The following is a 16,055-nucleotide window of genomic DNA, read 5'->3' as shown; positions in this document are numbered from 1 at the left end:
CCCGGTTCAGCAGCTCATGGCCCAGGTGTGGGAGTCGCCGCGGTCGTTGGCCACGCCGTTGTAGCCCACCTCCTGGCCCGGGGTGAGGCAGAGGGTCGCGGCACCGCCCTGCCAGGCGTCCTCGTAGACGATCACGTGGTCCTTGACACCGGGCCCGGAGATGCCGTGGTTGGCCCAGGACGAGTCGGTGTCGGCGATCCACGACTCCCACCAGCCGTCGTCGCCGGACCAGTTGGCGCGCTGGCCGTCGAAGTTCGCGTGCTCCCAGGTGCAGAACTCGCCGCTCGGGCAGTCCGCGGCGGAGGCCGCGGCGCCGGTGCCGATCGCGGCCCCGGCGGCCAGCAGCGCGGCGGCCAGCAGCGCGAGGGGCTTGCGCTTCGTCTTCTTCATGAGGGTCTCTTCTCCTTGTCGAGCAGGGTGGTGGCGCGCTCCACGGCGTGGGCGCGGAGGCGGTCGTGCGCGGTGACGTCCGCGCGGTGGTCCGCTCGGACCGCGGCGAGGCCGCGGTCCTCGTGGGCGGCGATGGCCCTGAGGTTGTTCACGACGGTGGAGGCCCGGAACCAGCGCTCCTGATCGCCGTAGAGCGCGCGCTGCGCCCCGGCCAGGCACCCGTCCGTGTGGGCCCGTACGACGAAGCCGGTCGGCAACTCCTGCGCCAACTCGGCCTCGCCCGCGCCGAACAGCGCGTCGGCGACCTCCCGCTGCTCCTCCTTGCCGCCCGGCCGCTGCCCGGGGCGCGGCGGGGTGAGCCCCTGCCGGGCGAGGCACCGGTCGGTGAGCAACTGCTGTGCGGCACGCACGGAGTCGTCGTCGCCGAGCGGAGGCGGGCCGGGTGAGGAGGCGCAGCCCCCGAGGACGAGGACGAGGGCGAGCGCGATGCCGAGGGCGGTGGGAACGGTGGCCGCAGCGGCGGTGGGACGGGGGCGGGAGGCCATGGCCTGGTACGCCGCCGGGGCGGGGCTCAGCCGGGCTGGCAGTCGGCGGGCCGGGAGCTGTCCACCCCGTCGATCTTGTTGCCCCAGTCCCAGTTGTCGTCGAACTCGTACGCCCGGATCTCCCGGAAGACGCAGCCGTGCCTGGTCCAGTCGATGGCCCACACGCTGCCGTTGTAGTCGGACCGGACGGAGTAGGCGTTGTCGTGCAGGTTCCCGGGGAGTTCGGCATAACCTCCGGGCCGGTAGCACCACCCCTCGCCCATCTGCCCGGGCTTGGTCCAGAAGCAGACCTCGCCGGGCCCGGCGGCGCTCGGCGCGGCCCCGGTGGGGACGGCGGCGACGGCCAGGGTGGCGACGGCGGTGAGGACGGCGAAGAGGAAGGCGCGCACGCGCATGAAGGACCCCCGTTGGTCACGATCTGTGTGCGGAGAGTAACTCCTCGTGTCTTCCTGTGGGAAGCCCGTGGTCACCCGAATGGACTACGGATGCCGCTGCCGCCTACAGGCGGACGACGACCAGGGCGGTGTCGTCGGCGAGGCCGGCCGGGGGGAGGAGGTCGGTCAGCAGCGCGTCGGCGAGCCGTTCCGGGTCCTCGGTGCCGTGCCGGGCGATCGAATGCGCCAGCCGGGCCAGGCTGACGTCGATGTCCTCGTACCGCCGCTCGACCAGGCCGTCGGTGTACAGGACGAGGACGCAGTCCTCGGTGAACGTCGCGTGGGCCTCGGGGCGGACGGTGTGCTCTGGGCGCGCGCCCAGGGGCGGGTCGGTGGCCTGGTCGAGGTAGGCGACCGTGCCGTCGGGGTGCCAGAGCACCGGGGGCAGGTGGCCGGCGCTGCTGTACGTGAGGGACTGGCCGGCCCAGTCGATGAACACGGAGGCGGCGGTCGCGGTGGCCTCGTCGTCGTTGACGGACCGGGCGTACCGGCCGAGTACCTCCAGGGCCTGGGCGGGGCCGTCCGCGACGAGCGAGGCGGCGGAGAGCGCGCTGCGGAGCTGCCCCATGACGCCGGCCGCCCGCAGCCCGTGGCCGACCACGTCGCCGACGGTCACGACGGTGCGGTTGCCGCCGGGGCGGTCGACGATGTCGTACCAGTCGCCGCAGACGTTCAAGGACGCGACCGCGGGCCGGTAGCGCACCGCGGCGCGGTGGCGGCCGAGCGGACTGGGCGCGGGCAGCATCGCCTCCTGGAGCTGGAGGGCGACCTCGTGTTCGCGTGCGTGCGCCAGGCGCAGGCGCTCGTTGACCTCTTGCAGTTCCCGACCCCGGGCGTAGAGGTCGGCCTCCAGCACCTGGGTGCGCTCGTCGCCGCCGCGCGCCCGGATGAGTTCGGTGACCTCCTCGACCCGGTGCAGCAGCAGGGCCACGGTCCCGTCCGGCGCGAAGACGGGCCCGTTCACGAGGCTCCAGTACCGCTCCTCGAACACCCCGGGCCGGTCCGGCGACTCCACGTCGTAGCGCTGCAGGGCCATGCCGTCGCGCTGGCCGGTGGCTGCGACCCGGCGCAGGGAGGCGGCCAGGTTGCGCGTGCCGCTCGCCTCGGGGTCGTCGGGGTTGTCGGGAAAGACGTCGAAGATATAGCGCCCGACCACCTGCCTGCGGCTGCGACCCGCCACCGAAAGGTAGGCCTCGTTGGCGTCCACGTAGACCAGCTCCGGCGTCAGCAGCGCCACCGCGGTCGGCAGGGCGTGGAAGACGGCCTGGTAGTCGATCACGGGTCCGTTCTCCGTCCGCCTGCCCGCGCCTCGTGGCTTCCGGTCGCGTATCTCTCCACGGTAAGGACGGATCGCAGGATCCGCCCGTCGTACGCGGCCGACCGTGGGCCGTGGGCCTTCGCGCCTCCAGGCCGGGAAGCTCACGCCCGCGGCCGGCGCCGCGGGCCGAAGCGGCGCCCCCGTTCCTCGGCGGTCAGCAGCTCCCGCTGCTCGCGTTTGAGCGCCGCGTACGCACCGCGCACGTAATCCGGGTAGACGTCGCCGGGATGCCGGATGTACACACGGTCGGCCTCGGCTCCCTGCGTGCCCGTGGCGCGGGACACCTCGAAGTAGGAGACATGGGCACAGAACATGCGCAACTCGTCCGGCATGCCCTCCTCCCGCAGCAGGTCCCCGTTCGAGAGGATCAGGTCGCGCATCCTCACGTTCGCCGGGAACAGCGCGTGGTCCAGCCACTTCTTCCAGCCGACCGCGAGCGTGTCCTTCGTGCGGTCGCCCTTGCCGGGCAGGCCGGCCGCCATGAGGCCCCGGTAGATGCACTCGTTGACGTCGACGAGCACGTACAGCGGGCCGTACAGCTCCCTCAGCTGGGTGTTGATGCGCGCCAGGCGGGCCTGGCGCCGTTCGGCCCGCATCTGCGCGTACTGGTTCAGCGCGAAGACGAGGGCCGCGACGACGACGGTCGTGCAGGCACTGATGACGGCTGCTGCCACGTCCGGGCCGTCACCGCCGCTTGCGGGCGGAGAGCTGCCGGTCCAGGAAGCTGCTCATCCCCGGGTACGCCCACTTCCTGGAGTCCCAGCACTCGATCTCGCCGTCGGGCGCGACGAGAAGCCGGGGTTCTGCCTTCCGCCGCGGCCATTCAGTGTCGAGTGCCTGCTCCACGAACTCCATCACGTTGTCATCCGAGAGCCAGTTGTCGTCCGACCGGCGCATGAGGTAGATGGCCTTTCCGGTCTCTACGGCAACGCGCAGCTCGTACCGGAGGAACGCGGCGTTGCGGCTGTCCCGGACTTCGTAGCGGGGGTCGTCGGCCAGGAGCGCGACCATACAGGCCGACTGGCTCACGTTCTTCCTGATGTCGTCCAGGATCGCGCTCCTGTTCGCTCCCGGATTCAGCTGCGTCCTCCACATGTCCTTGACAGGGACCGTGCGTTCGAGGGGAAAGCAGTCCGCGATGTCCTGGGGATCCCGCTTGCCCCAGGGAGCGCCCTGGTGCCAGCGCGCGTTGCTCCGGAATCCGTCGAAATCGTTCTTGGTCCGGCGGTCTTGTCCGGTCGCGGCGTACATGTTCATGCCGCCGAAGGCGAAGTAGACGGGCAGTCGCGCAGGCATGTTTCCCCCCGGGAAATATCCGGCTTCGGACAGGCCGCTCGCAGCGGGCGCGCCGAAGGGCACGGGGCGCCGCCGGTCCCGGCCGGTCCACGGTCGCCGCCCAGGGTGCCGCCGGGGGTTCCCCGCCGCTATCCCGGCGGCGCACCCGCTGTCCCCGTTGCGAAGCACACCGCCTGCGACCGCCCCCGGTTCCCTGGTGTTCATGTCACCGGTGGACCAGACTGAACCTGTCGCAAGTGCTTCGAGGAAGAGGCATGAACGTGTCCGTGCCGCGGCCGCACCTGCCGTTATCCCGGTTCCAGCAACTGCGCACCCGCGATCCCGACCAGGCGCGCGAAGTGGTGGGCGACGTGTTCTGCCCGCACCGGCTCACCTCGCTGGACGGCGCCCGCACGTTCGACACCCGGTTCCACGCGGCCGCCGCCGGCCGCGTGAGCCTGTGCTACCTCGACTACGGCGGCCGGGTCCACATCGCGCCCGAGGCGCAGGAGACGTTCTATCTGTTGCTGATCCCGCTCGCCGGCCGGGCCGAGTTGGCCGACGGGCCGCTGCGCGCCGCGTACGGCCCGGGGGCGGCGGGCGTGCCGCCGGTGGACCGCGGCTACACGATCCGGGTCGGCGCCGGCAGCCCTCATCTCGTCGTACGGATCGTCCGCGAGCACCTGGAGCGGCACCTGCGCGGGATGCTGGGCCGCCGCGTGGCGGAGCCGGTCCGGTTCGACCTCGGGATGGACATGGCCGCCCCGGCCCTGCGTTCCTGGCGGCGCGTACTCGACCTGCTCCTCGACGAGATCGACGACGGCGGCCGCATCCCCCTGCACCCGCTCGCCATGCGCGACATGGAACGGCTGCTCCTCACCCGGCTCCTCCTCGGGCAGCCCCACAACCACTCCGCCCTCCTCCACGAGCCGCCCCGCGACGCACCGCCCAGGGCGATCCGCATGGCGGCCGAGCTGATCGAGGCGCACGCCGGGGAGGAGCTGACCGTGGAGGACATCGCCGAGGCCGTGGGCGTCGGCATCCGCGCCCTCCAGGCCGGCTTCCGCCGCCACCTCGACTCCACCCCGACGCGCTTCCTGCGCGAGACCAGACTCCGGCGCGTACGGCAGGAGCTGACGGCGGCCGACCCCGCCACGACGAAGGTCACCGACGTCGCCGCCCGCTGGGGGTTCGTCCACCCCGGGCACTTCTCCGTCTCCTACCGCCGCCGGTACGGCGAGCCGCCGTCCGCCACGCTGCGCCGCTGAAGCGGCACTTGCGCGGTCTGTGATCGGGCGGCGCGCGGGCGGGTCTTGTCGTATGTTCGACCCATGGTGGTGGGGGCCGAGGGAAATCTCATCGACGGCCGGTTCGAGCTGCTGGAGCGGCTCGGTGGCGGGGGCATGGGGCTCGTCTGGCGGGCTCGCGACATCCTGCTCAAGCGGGACGTCGCCCTCAAGGAGGTCCGGCCGCCGGACCCGGAGCTGCTGCGGCTGCGCCCCGACGCCGCGGAGATGCTGCGTGCCCGCGTCCTGCGCGAGGCCGTGTCGCTCGCCCAGCTCAGCCACCCCAACGTGGTCACCATCCACCACATCGTCAGCAGCGCCGAAGTGGCCCACCCCTGGCTCGTGATGGAGCTGGTCCCCGGCGGGTCCTTCCACGACCGCCTGCAACGCGGCCCCTGCACGCCCACGGAGACCGCGGAACTCGGCCGCGGCGTCCTGCGCGCCCTGCGCGCCGCGCACGAGGCGGGCATCCTGCACCGGGACGTGAAGCCCGGCAACGTACTCCTGCGCGCCGACGGCACGCCCGTCCTCACCGACTTCGGCATCGCCGCCGTCCGCGAGGCCACCAACCTCACCAACACCGGCGAACTCGTCGGCTCCCCCGACTACATGGCCCCCGAGCGCCTCCGCGGCCGCGACGACGAACCGTCCTCCGACCTCTGGTCGCTGGCGATGATGCTGTACGTCGCCGTCGAGGGCCACCACCCCATGCACCGCGGCTCCACCCTCGCCACGCTGGCGGCGATCCTGGAGGAGGACGTCCCGGAACCGCGTCAGGCGGGCGCTCTCGGTCCCGTCCTGCGGTCGGTCCTCGTCAAGGACGTGGCTGCCCGCCCCGATGCCGCGATGCTGGACATGCTGCTGGCGGAAGCCACGGGGGAGCGCGTACGGACCTCCCCGGGCGGCCCGGCGGTACTGCCGCCCGCGGCGGAGTCGGGCACGGGGACGGTGGAGTTGGGCACGTCCCGGCGCGGGGGCGCGGAAGCCCCCGCGGCGGGCGGCGGCACCGAACCGGGCACGGACGATGCGGAATCGGGCACCGGCTCCGCGGACGGCGACGCGGGGGCAGCGGCCTCCACCGTCCTGCCCCGGCCCGCCGCCCCCCGCCCCCGGCGCCGGCGGGTCGTCCCCTCGACGCTCGCCGTCCTCGTCGCCGCCGTGGTCGCCTGGACCGTCGTCCCCGACCTCCTCGACGACGACAAGTCGCCCGGCGCCACCGGCAACGGCCCCGGGGCGTCCACCCCCGGCCCCTCCGACTCCTCCTCGCCCTCCGAGAAGCCGAAGCAGGAGAACCTGCACACCCCCGCCGGCGCCCGCAAGGTCGTGCGCTCCCTGAAGAAGGAGATGGGCACGACGGAGGCCATCACCTGCACCCTGTACCCGGACAACGCCGACATCTACGCGGTGTCGGCGGACGGGGAGGTGTACGACGCCTTCGACTACCGGGACGGCAAGGGAGTCAAAGGGCAGAGCGTGGGGCTGATGAACGGCCACACGTCGTTCGACGTCGCCGACGTCAACTGGGACGCACTGCCCCGGCTGATCAAGGTGGCGGAGACCGAGTTGGAGCTGCGGGAACCGGCGAAGGTCAGCCACATCAGTGTGAACGCGGATTCCGACGGCGAGGAAGTCGTGGTGTACGCGACCGGTGAGGTCGGCAGCGCGATGCTCACCGCGGACTTCGACGGCAAGATCATCGAACGCGCCATGGCGAGCTGAGCACCGGCGAACCGCGCGGCGGGTGCCCCCGTACGGTCAGCGGCGCCGCGGCGCCGTCACGCCGCCAGCTCCGCCGGCAGCGGCTCGGCGTGCAGCACCGTCAGCCCCGACACCGCCCGCGTGAGGCAGACGTAGAGCCGCCGCAGCCCCGTACGGGCGTCCGGCTCCGCCGCGACGATCGCCGCCGGGTCGTCCAGCACGACGTAGTCGTACTCCAGGCCCTTCGCCAGCGACGCCGGCACCAGCGTCAGCCGCGCCTGCGACGTCGTCTCCTCACCCGGCGACAGGTACGACAGCCCCGCCGCCGCCAGCGCCGCCCCCACGGCGGCGACCCGCCCGTCCGCCGCGATCAGCCCGACCGAGCCCTCCCGGTCCCGCAGCACCGTCCCGCACGCCTCCGCGACCGCACCGTCCAGCGCATCGCCCGGCACCCCCCGCACCGCCAGGTCGCCCGCCGACTCCCTGATCGACGTCGCCTCCGCGAGCCCCGGCGCGATCGACGGCAGCAGCCGCGACGCGTACGCGATGACGTCCCGCGGCACCCGGAACCCCTGCGTCAGCTCCTCGACCACCGCGCCCGGCTTCCCCAGGTGCGCCAGCGCCACCGCCCAGCTCTCCGTCGCCCACGGCGTCGTCCCCTGCGCGATGTCCCCCAGCACCGTCGCCGACCCCGTCGAACACCGCCGCCCCACCGCCCGGTACTGCATGGGCGACAGGTCCTGCGCCTCGTCCAGCACCACGTGCCCCAGCGACGGCGTCCGCTCCACCACGTCCCGCGCCTCGTCGATCAGCACGGCGTCCGCCGCCGACCACCGCGCGGACCGCACCCCGCGCGGCGCCTTCTCCCACAGCAGCAGCCGCTGCTCGTCCGCGTCGAGCACCCCGTCCGCGTGCGCCGCTAGGAACTCCGCGTCCGACAGCAGCCGCAGCACCAGCTTCACCGGGTCCACCGCCGGCCAGACGGCCTTCACCGCCGCCTTGACCGCCGCGTTCCGCGCCACCGAGTCCTGCACCCGGTCGTCCGGTGCCTCCCCGGCGCGCTCCATCTGTACGAGCACCGCGTGCGCGATCCGCTGCGGCAGCGCCTCCCGCGCCGAGTTGTAGCGGATGTCGCGCTCCAGCAGCTCCCGGACCAGCTCCTCCACCTCGTACGCCGGCACCCGCCACCGCCGCGACCCGCGCACCACCATCACCGGCTCCACCGGCATCGTCACCCCGGCCCGCACCGCCCGCCGCAGCACCTCCGCCATCCGCGCGTCGCCCTTGAGCCGCGCCACCGGTGCCGGATCCGCCCCCCGCACCTCGACGTGCGCCACCAGCTCCGCCACCGTCGCCTGCTTCACGTCCAGCTCGCCCAGCGTCGGCAGCACCTGCTCGATGTACCGCAGGAAGGAGTCGTTCGGCCCGATCACCAGCGTCCCGGTACGCGCCAGGCGCTCCCGGTGCGCGTACAGCAGGTACGCGACCCGGTGCAGGCCCACCGCCGTCTTCCCCGTCCCCGGTGCCCCCTGCACGCACACGGTCCCGCCGATCTCCGCCCGCACGATTTCGTCCTGCTCCGGCTGGATCGTCGCCACGATGTCCCGCATCGGCCCGACGCGCGGCCGCTCGATCTCCCGCTGGAGGAGGGCGCTCGACTTCGCCGCCTCGGACGGGTCGGTGAGGTGCTCGTCCTCGTACGCCGTGATCTCCCCGCGGTCGTACCCGAACCGCCGCCGCAGCGCGACGTCCATGGGGTCCTTCTTCGACGCCCGGTAGAACGGCTGCGAGACCGGCGCGCGCCAGTCGATCACCATGGGATCGCCGTCGGCGTCGTGCACGTGCCGCCGCCCGATGTAGAAGTTCTCGCCGGGGTCGCCCTCGGCCTTCTCCGCCCCGGGCGCGTGCGCGTAGTCGAGCCGCCCGAAGAAGAGCGGGGTGTCGGCCAGGTCGGCGAGCGCCTTGATCCGCTGGTCGATCTCGGACTGGAGCACCTCGGCGTTGACCCAGTTCGCGGTCACATCGGTGATGTCCAGCGCCTCGGCGTCGGCCCGCATGGCACGCAGCGCGGTGCGGGACGCGGCGAGGTGGGCGCGCTCGCGGACGAGGGGGGCGGGGGGAGCTGGGGTGGTAGGGGTGGGGTCGGACATGGTGCTACGGGCCTCCGGCACTGGCGGTACGGTCACGGGCGTGGCGCAGGCCGCCGGTTTCCGACCGGCAGGCGGCACTCCCGGCGCACGAAAACAGCCGGGGAGGCGGGGGCAGACGCGCGAGCTTACGCGCGGGGCGCGGGCGGGTCCAACCGATTTCCCCGCCGGGGGCGAATGGCCGGTAACTGCGCTGGCGCCGGGCGCCCGCTCGCAGTTGTCTGTACGCCGACAACGGTGCGCACTCTACGGACCCGAAGGAGCCCGCCCCATGCGAAGAACCCGCTTATCCGCCGCCCTCGCCGCCCTCACCCTGACCGCCGCCCTCGCCGGCACGGCCACGGCCGCCGCCGCCCCGGCCGGCGCGGACCCGACCGCGGTGCCCCTGTGCGCGAAGGGATACGTCTGCGTCGAGCAGGGCGGCGGCGTCATCACCCTCGTACCGGAGGGCGGCGCGCACGACTTCGACCCGCCCGTGCGCATCGTGTCGGTCGTCAACAGCACGATCGTCGGGTACTGCCTGACCGGCAGCTACAACACGGGTATCGCCCCCGGCGGCGTCTTCGAGCCGACGACCGGTTACACCCTGAACCGGCTGACCCCGTCACCCTCGGGCTTCTGCTCGACGACGGACGGCTAGGCCGCCTCTCCGGGGACCCTCCCGGACCACTTTGCGGACCCGGGCGGGCCGGACTTCGGTCCGCCCGGGCACCCGGGCCGCCCTCTCATCTGCGCCGGGCGACTGCGGCGGTCGACCGGTGGAGACCGATGCCCCGGGTTCCGTCCTCAGTCCGCAGCACCCTCCTCCACCGCCGGCTCCTCCTCCACCGGAGGCATGAAGGCACGCAGCCAGCGCTCCGTCTGAGCGATGTGGGCCTCGGCGGCGCCGGCGGCGGCGCCCGGGTCGCGGTCCGCGATGGCGGTGGCGAGCACGCGATGGTCCTGGTCGCTCTTGCGGCGCAGCTCCGGCCCTTCGGGGAGGGTGAACACCTGGTACTTGCGGGACCTGGCGCGGAAGACGGAAAGCAGTGCGGCCAGGGTGGGAGTGCCGCCGATCCGGGCGATCTCGGCGTGGAAGCGGTGATCGAGTTCCGAGGACTCGGCCGGGTCGCCGGTGGCCTCCATGGACTCGACGAGAGAGAAGAGGGTCCGGATCTCTTCCGGGGTGGCGCGCGCGGCGGCCTTGGCCGCGACGTGGGACTCCAGCACGCGGCGCATCTCGTACACCTCCAGCAGGCCGGGCAGCGGCAGCAGTTCGAGGGTCAGCGACAGGCTGCCTATCACGTCCTCCGGCCGCAGCGCGGAGACGTAGGTGCCGGAGCCGTGCCGCGGCTCGATGACCCCGAGGGCCGCGAGCATGCGGACGGCCTCGCGCAACGACCCCCGCGAAACGCCCAGTTCCTTGCAGAGCTCGCCCTCGGGCGGGATGCGTTCGCCCGCGCTCAGCCGCCCCATCGCGATCATGTGCCGTAGGCCGTGGAACGCCTTGTCGACTGCGGACATCGGACTCCTCCCCTGACGGCCGGGAGTGCTGCCGACCCGGCAGGACTCTACCAAGTCATCAGATGACTTGGTATCTCGCTCGTGTACTGTCCGATGATTTTCGGCTTCGATCCCTTGTCTGCTGGAGAAACGTCGTGCCAGGATGCCGAGTCATCATACGTGTCATGGGTGATGTCGGATGTGTCGCCGTGACTCCGCCCCGAAGACACGGGGCCGCGGAGGAGATGGAGCCGTGTGAGCGAGACCGAAGTCACCACCGCCCCCCGCCCTCTGCTGCTCGCCGACGGCCGGCCGGCGGCCGAGGGGTGGTCGCTGGACCCGGCCATGAAACATCTCAACCACGGGTCGTTCGGAGCGGTCCCCCTGGCAGCCCAGGAGCGGCAGAACCTGCTGCGGGCGGAGATGGAGCGGTCGCCGGTGGTGTGGTTCCCGGCGCTGCCGCGGCGGGTGGCAGCCGCCCGCGTCGACATCGCGGCCTTCCTCCACGTGACCTCCGACGACCTCGCGCTGGTGCCGAACGCGAGCGCCGGGATCAGCGCCGTGTACGCCGCGCTCCCGCCCCGCCGTGGCCGCGAGATCGTCGTCACCGATCACGGCTACGGCGCCGTGACCATGGGCGCGGAACGGCTGGCCCGCCGCTGGGGCGGCCGGGTACGCACTGCCCGGGTGCCGCTGGAAGCGGACGAGGCGCAGGCGTACGAGGCCATCGCCGCCGAACTCGGCCCGTCCACCGGGCTGGTCGTGGTCGACCACATCACCTCCGCCACCGCCCGCCGGATGCCGGTCGAGCGGCTCGGTGCGGAGGCACGGGACCGCGGCATCCCGCTGCTGGTGGACGGTGCGCACGCACCCGGTCTCATCGACGCCCCACTCGACCGTCTGACGTGCGACTTCTGGGTCGGCAACCTGCACAAGTGGGCGTGCGCGCCGCGCGGCACGGCCGCGCTGGTCGCCCGCGGCCCGCTGCGCGAGCGGTTGTATCCGCTGATCGACTCCTGGGGTGCCGCCGATCCGTACCCCGACCGCTTCGACCAGCAGGGCACGGTGGACGTCACCGGCTATCTGGCCGCCCCGGCGGCGATCGGCTTCGTCGAGGCCACCTGGGGATGGCCCGTCGTCCGCCGGTACATCGACGACCTGGCCGGCTACGGCGAGCGTGTCATCGGCGCCGCGTTCGCCGAGTCGACCGGCGGCAGCGGCGCCGGGGCGGGCGGCGTGGGCGGTGTCGTCGACGTCGGCATGCCGGTCCCCGGCATGCGGCTCGTGCGGCTGCCCCCGGGCCTGGCCGCCACCCGGGACGAGGCCGACGCGCTGCGCGACCGCACGGCCGGAGAGCTCGGGGTCGAGGCGGCGTACACCAGCTTCGGCGGCACCGGGTACCTCCGCCTGTCGGCGCACGTCTACAACACCGCGGCCGACTACGAGTACTTCGCCGAGGTCTGCGTCCCCGTGCTCGCCGAGTGGGCCCGGGGCGCAGCCGGTGAGGAGCACGGCGCGCCCTGAGGCGCGGCGCACCCCTGTCCCCGACGGTCGCCACCGGCGCTCCGGTTCAGAAGGAAGAGGACGGCACGATGAGAAGAACGACGGCAGCTCTCGCCCTCGGCACCGCCGCCACGATGATCGCCACCGGCTGTTCCGCCGTGAGCGGCGGCGACGACGGCACGGTCACCCTCAACATGGTCGAGAGCCTGACCAACCCCACCCGCACCGACCTTCTCGACGACCTCATAGCGGACTTCGAGGAGCAGAACCCGAAGATCGACGTCAACCTGATCTCCCCGCCCACCGAGCAGGCCGACCAGAAACTGCAGCAGATGCTCCAGTCGGGAACCGGCGTCGACGTGCTGGAGGTGCGCGACATCACCGTCGGCCCGTGGTCCACCAACGGCTGGCTCTACGACATGAAGAAGGACCTGAAGGGCTGGGACGGCTGGCAGGCGATGACGGAGAACACCGTCAGCGCCGCCGAGGACTCCGGCGGCCGGACCTACTACGTCCCGTACGGCTTCTACGGACTGAGCCTGTTCTACCGCACCGACCTGATCGAGGAGGCCGGCTTCGACAAGCCGCCGGCCACGTGGGACGAGCTGCTGGAACAGGCATCGGCCGTCCACGACCCGGGCGAGCGACGGTACGGCTACGCCTTCCGCGGCGCCGCCAACGCCAACAGCAACGTCACCGCCGTGGTCGGAGCGTACGTCGCCGACAAGATCGACCCCGCCAACGCCTTCAAGGTGAAGGACGGCAGCACCATCTTCGCCGCCCCCGAGGCGCAGGACGCCGTCGAGACCTACTTCCGGCTGTACGAGCAGGCATCCCCCGACTCGTCGGTCTCCTGGGGCTATCCGGAGATGGTCGAGGGCTTCTCCAACGGTTCCACCGCCTTCCTGCTGCAGGACCCCGAAGTGATCGCCGCCGTCCGGGAGTCCCAGGCGATCTCGGAGGAGCAGTGGAGCACGGCCCCGCTGCTGACCGGCCCCAGCGGGAAGACGGTCCAGCCGCTGGCGACCGCCGGATGGGGCGTCGCGGACGCGGGCGAGCACAAGGCCGAGGCCGTGAAGCTGGTGAAGTTCCTCTCCCAGGGCGAGGCATCGCTGACCTTCACCAAGGAGAACAGCCTGGTGCCGACCCAGAAGTCGGCTGCCGAGGACGAGTTCTACACCAGCGGGCCGTGGGCGACCTACGTGACGATGACGGAGCACCCCGAGACGTACCTCAACGTCACCCAGCCGCGCGGGGTCGCCTGGTGGACCGAGTGGGAGCAGAAGGCCGACGCCGACGTGCAGAAGGTGCTTCTCGGCAAGATGACGCCGAAGGAGCTGCTCGCCGAGTGGGATGCGTACTGGACCGAGAAGTGGGCGAAGGAGAAGTAGCCATGCCCGCCGCCTCCCCGACGAAGCAGCCCCACGAGCCGAGAACGCGGCGCCCGTTTCGCACCGGGGGCGGTGGCCGACCCGCGCACCGCGGGGCCCCGCGCCGGGGCAGGCCGGTGTTCACCACCCGGCGCGGGCTGACCATCGCGGCCTTCATGGCGCCTGCCGCCCTGTTCGTCGCGGTCTTCACGTACTACCCGATGATCGCGGGCAGCCAGATGGCCTTCCGCAACTGGAAGCTGTCGGACCTCACCGACAAGTCGTTCGTCGGGTTGCAGAACTTCCGGGACGTCTTCGCCGACCCCGCCTGGGGCACCGTGCTGTCCAACACCGCCGTGTGGGTGGTCGCCTCGATCGTGCCCCAGCTCGTGATCGGCTTCGCCCTCGCCCTCTGGCTGCGCCGCCGTTTCCGCTTCCGGGGCCTCTACCAGGCGTTGATCTTCTTCCCGTGGGCCATCTCCGGGTTCCTCATCGGCATCCTCTTCCGCTGGATGTTCAACAGCGAGTTCGGCGTCGTCAACGACCTGCTGCAAAGGGCCGGGATCATCGACGAGCCGGTCACCTGGCTGGCCGACCCGGACACCGCGATGGCCGCCGTCATCGTCGCCAACGTGTGGTACGGAGTCACCTTCTTCGCGATCATGATCCTGGCGGCGCTGCAGTCCGTCCCGGACGAGCTGTACGAGGCGGCGGCCCTCGACGGCGCCGGGAAGGTGCGCACGCTCTTCCAGATCACGATCCCCTACATCCGCACCACGCTTGCGCTGACCGTACTCCTGCGGATCATCTGGATCTTCAACTTCCCCGATCTGATCTTCGGCATGACCGGCGGCGGCCCGAACAACGAGACGCACATCGTGACCACCTGGATGATCCAGATCACCCAGCAGGGCGACTACGGCCGGGCCTCCGCGATCGGCCTCCTCATCGTCGCCTCGCTGCTCGTGTTCGCGGTCTTCTTCCTCTTGGCGACGCGCGAGAAGAGCGAGAAGAAGAGCGCGAAGAAGGGGGAGAGGTCGTGACCGGCAAGGAGACCGCGGCCGGCCGGGCCGTGAAGTTCGCCTTCCTGGGGCTGTGGCTGGTCTTCACCGTCTTCCCGCTCTACTGGATCATCGTCACGTCGCTCAAGGCACCCGGCGACATCTTCGCCTTCCCGATCGCCTACTGGCCCGAGACGTTCTCGCTGGAGAACTACAGCGAGCTGTTCAGCAAGGCCGACTTCGGCACCTACCTCGCCAACAGCCTGATCGTCGCCACCGTCGCCGGCGCGACGGCCACGGCGATCTCGATGCTCTCGGCGTACGTCCTGGCCCGCTTCGAGTTCCGCACCAAGTCCGCGCTGCTGATGGCCGCGCTCGTCACCCAGATGATCCCGGCCTTCATCGCCCTGGGCCCGCTGTACCTGCTGATGACCGATCTGCGCCTGGTCGACAACCGGCTCGGGCTGATCCTGGTCTACGTCGCCGTCTGCATCCCGTTCTGCACGGTGATGCTCCGCGGGTTCTTCGAGAACGTACCGGACGCGCTGGAGGAGGCGGCGATGATCGACGGCCTGTCCCACTTCGGGGCGCTGTTCCGGGTGCTGCTGCCCGTGATGCGGCCGGGGATCGTGGCCGCGTTCATCTTCAACTTCGTCAACTGCTGGAACGAGCTGTTCCTGTCCGTGACGCTGATGAACAGCGACTCGAACAAGACCGTCCCGACGGCCCTGAACGGGTTCATCTCCAGCTTCAACATCGACTGGGGCTCCATGTCCGCGGCCGCCGTCCTCACCATTCTGCCCACGATGGTGCTCTTCGCCTTCGCCAGCAGGCACATCGTCCAGGGACTCACCTCGGGCGCGGTGAAGGGTTAGGCCGGGACTTGTCAGACAGGGCCGGGAGGGACAGCCGGTGCCGCGCACCCCGGCCACCGGGCGGGCGTCAGCGGGCGAGCGGCTTCTGGAACCAGGCCACGTCCCAGAACCTGCCGAACTTCCGCCCGACCTCCTCGTACACGCCCACGGACCGGAACCCGAAGCGCAGATGGAGCCGCTCCGACGCCGCGTTGGGCAGGGCCACACCGGCGAGGGCCAGGTGCACGTCCTCCTTTTCCAGCACCTCGAAGAGCGCCGTGTACAGCAGGCCCCCGAGACCTCGCCCCACGTGCTCGGGGGCCAGGTAGACGCTGGTCTCCACGGACGTCGAGTACGCCGGCTTCGGGCGGAACGGGCTGCTGGTCGCGTAGCCGAGGATCTTGCCGCCCTCCTCCGCCACGAGCAGCCGGTGCGGCCCCCGGTCCGGGTGGGACGTCAGCCACGGGCGGCGCTGCTCGACGGTGAGCGGCTCGATGTCGAAGGTGATCGGCGTCTCGACGACGTAGTGGTTGTAGATGCGGGTCAGCTCTTCCAGGTCGCCCTCGGTGCCCGACCGCACCCGCGTCTCCACGTCGCCTTCCCTGTTCACTCCGGTGCCCATGCGGCGATCGTAAGAAGCCCCCGTTACGCCGATGTTTCCTTGCCTGCTGCCTGCCGGCCGTCGAGCCGACGACACCCGCCGCCGGCCGGGGCCGACCCGGTCGGCGAAGGCCCCCGGCGCATCCGGTACA

16 protein-coding genes are annotated in these 16,055 nt (G+C 71.9%); 7 read left to right on the top strand and 9 right to left on the bottom strand.

Annotated elements, in window-relative coordinates:
• Positions 1 to 6: 6 nt before the first annotated feature.
• From LG396_RS36160 to LG396_RS36135, 6 genes are all read right to left on the bottom strand, one after another.
• Complete coding sequence (locus LG396_RS36160; protein WP_018839712.1) at positions 7 to 390, bottom strand: peptidase inhibitor family I36 protein; 384 nt, start codon at positions 388 to 390, stop codon at positions 7 to 9.
• Complete coding sequence (locus LG396_RS36155; protein ID WP_225797956.1) at positions 387 to 935, bottom strand: hypothetical protein; 549 nt, start codon at positions 933 to 935, stop codon at positions 387 to 389. The genes LG396_RS36160 and LG396_RS36155 overlap by 4 nt, the downstream gene beginning before the upstream one ends.
• 26 nt (positions 936 to 961) lie before the next feature.
• Entirely contained in the window at positions 962 to 1,330 is a 369-nt protein-coding gene (locus LG396_RS36150; protein WP_225797955.1) for a hypothetical protein, read from the bottom strand.
• Positions 1,331 to 1,433: 103 nt separating this feature from the next.
• The gene (locus LG396_RS36145) at positions 1,434 to 2,648 is read right to left on the bottom strand and encodes a PP2C family protein-serine/threonine phosphatase (RefSeq protein WP_225797954.1); all 1,215 of its coding nucleotides are present in this window, start codon (positions 2,646 to 2,648) and stop codon (positions 1,434 to 1,436) included.
• A 140-nt stretch (positions 2,649 to 2,788) separates the two neighbouring features.
• On the bottom strand, positions 2,789 to 3,361 hold the full coding sequence (locus LG396_RS36140) for a hypothetical protein (RefSeq protein WP_225797953.1): 573 nt from the start codon (positions 3,359 to 3,361) through the stop codon (positions 2,789 to 2,791).
• Between the two features lie 10 nt (positions 3,362 to 3,371).
• Positions 3,372 to 3,983, bottom strand: a complete 612-nt coding sequence (locus tag LG396_RS36135; protein ID WP_225797952.1) for a hypothetical protein — start codon at positions 3,981 to 3,983, stop codon at positions 3,372 to 3,374.
• Positions 3,984 to 4,237: 254 nt separating this feature from the next.
• Between LG396_RS36135 and LG396_RS36130 the strand changes: the two genes are divergently transcribed.
• Positions 4,238 to 5,230 carry an AraC family transcriptional regulator gene (locus tag LG396_RS36130; protein WP_225797951.1) on the top strand — a complete coding sequence of 331 codons (993 nt, stop codon included), beginning with the start codon at positions 4,238 to 4,240 and terminating at the stop codon, positions 5,228 to 5,230.
• 63 nt (positions 5,231 to 5,293) lie between these two features.
• Positions 5,294 to 6,967 carry a serine/threonine-protein kinase gene (locus LG396_RS36125; protein WP_225797950.1) on the top strand — a complete coding sequence of 558 codons (1,674 nt, stop codon included), beginning with the start codon at positions 5,294 to 5,296 and terminating at the stop codon, positions 6,965 to 6,967.
• A 56-nt stretch (positions 6,968 to 7,023) separates the two neighbouring features.
• On the opposite strand, the gene LG396_RS36120 is transcribed toward LG396_RS36125, so the two are convergent.
• On the bottom strand, positions 7,024 to 9,096 hold the full coding sequence (locus LG396_RS36120; protein WP_225797949.1) for a HelD family protein: 2,073 nt from the start codon (positions 9,094 to 9,096) through the stop codon (positions 7,024 to 7,026).
• A 268-nt stretch (positions 9,097 to 9,364) separates the two neighbouring features.
• Between LG396_RS36120 and LG396_RS36115 the strand changes: the two genes are divergently transcribed.
• Positions 9,365 to 9,733, top strand: coding sequence for a hypothetical protein (locus LG396_RS36115; protein WP_225797948.1), 369 nt, complete (start codon positions 9,365 to 9,367; stop codon positions 9,731 to 9,733).
• Between the two features lie 146 nt (positions 9,734 to 9,879).
• Here the strand turns inward: LG396_RS36115 and LG396_RS36110 are convergent, their stop codons facing one another.
• On the bottom strand, positions 9,880 to 10,596 hold the full coding sequence (locus LG396_RS36110; protein WP_100300687.1) for a FadR/GntR family transcriptional regulator: 717 nt from the start codon (positions 10,594 to 10,596) through the stop codon (positions 9,880 to 9,882).
• A 234-nt stretch (positions 10,597 to 10,830) separates the two neighbouring features.
• Between LG396_RS36110 and LG396_RS36105 the strand changes: the two genes are divergently transcribed.
• The 4 genes from LG396_RS36105 to LG396_RS36090 all read left to right on the top strand — a co-directional run bounded on the left by LG396_RS36105 (position 10,831) and on the right by LG396_RS36090 (position 15,324).
• Positions 10,831 to 12,099: an aminotransferase class V-fold PLP-dependent enzyme gene (locus LG396_RS36105; RefSeq protein WP_225797947.1), complete on the top strand. Its 1,269-nt coding sequence runs from the start codon at positions 10,831 to 10,833 to the stop codon at positions 12,097 to 12,099.
• A 68-nt stretch (positions 12,100 to 12,167) separates the two neighbouring features.
• A complete protein-coding gene (locus LG396_RS36100) occupies positions 12,168 to 13,469 on the top strand; it encodes an ABC transporter substrate-binding protein (RefSeq protein WP_100300689.1) in 1,302 nt (433 codons plus the stop codon).
• A 116-nt stretch (positions 13,470 to 13,585) separates the two neighbouring features.
• On the top strand, positions 13,586 to 14,491 hold the full coding sequence (locus LG396_RS36095; protein WP_225797946.1) for a carbohydrate ABC transporter permease: 906 nt from the start codon (positions 13,586 to 13,588) through the stop codon (positions 14,489 to 14,491).
• Positions 14,488 to 15,324, top strand: coding sequence for a carbohydrate ABC transporter permease (locus tag LG396_RS36090; RefSeq protein ID WP_037744056.1), 837 nt, complete (start codon positions 14,488 to 14,490; stop codon positions 15,322 to 15,324). The genes LG396_RS36095 and LG396_RS36090 overlap by 4 nt, the downstream gene beginning before the upstream one ends.
• 67 nt (positions 15,325 to 15,391) lie before the next feature.
• Here the strand turns inward: LG396_RS36090 and LG396_RS36085 are convergent, their stop codons facing one another.
• Complete coding sequence (locus tag LG396_RS36085) at positions 15,392 to 15,925, bottom strand: GNAT family N-acetyltransferase (RefSeq protein WP_130457884.1); 534 nt, start codon at positions 15,923 to 15,925, stop codon at positions 15,392 to 15,394.
• Positions 15,926 to 16,055: the final 130 nt, after the last annotated feature.

Source organism: Streptomyces aculeolatus, from assembly GCF_020400605.1.
Lineage (GTDB): Bacteria > Actinomycetota > Actinomycetes > Streptomycetales > Streptomycetaceae > Streptomyces > Streptomyces aculeolatus.
Note: the sequence above shows the minus strand (reverse complement) of the source record. Positions and strands in the feature narration are given on the sequence as shown.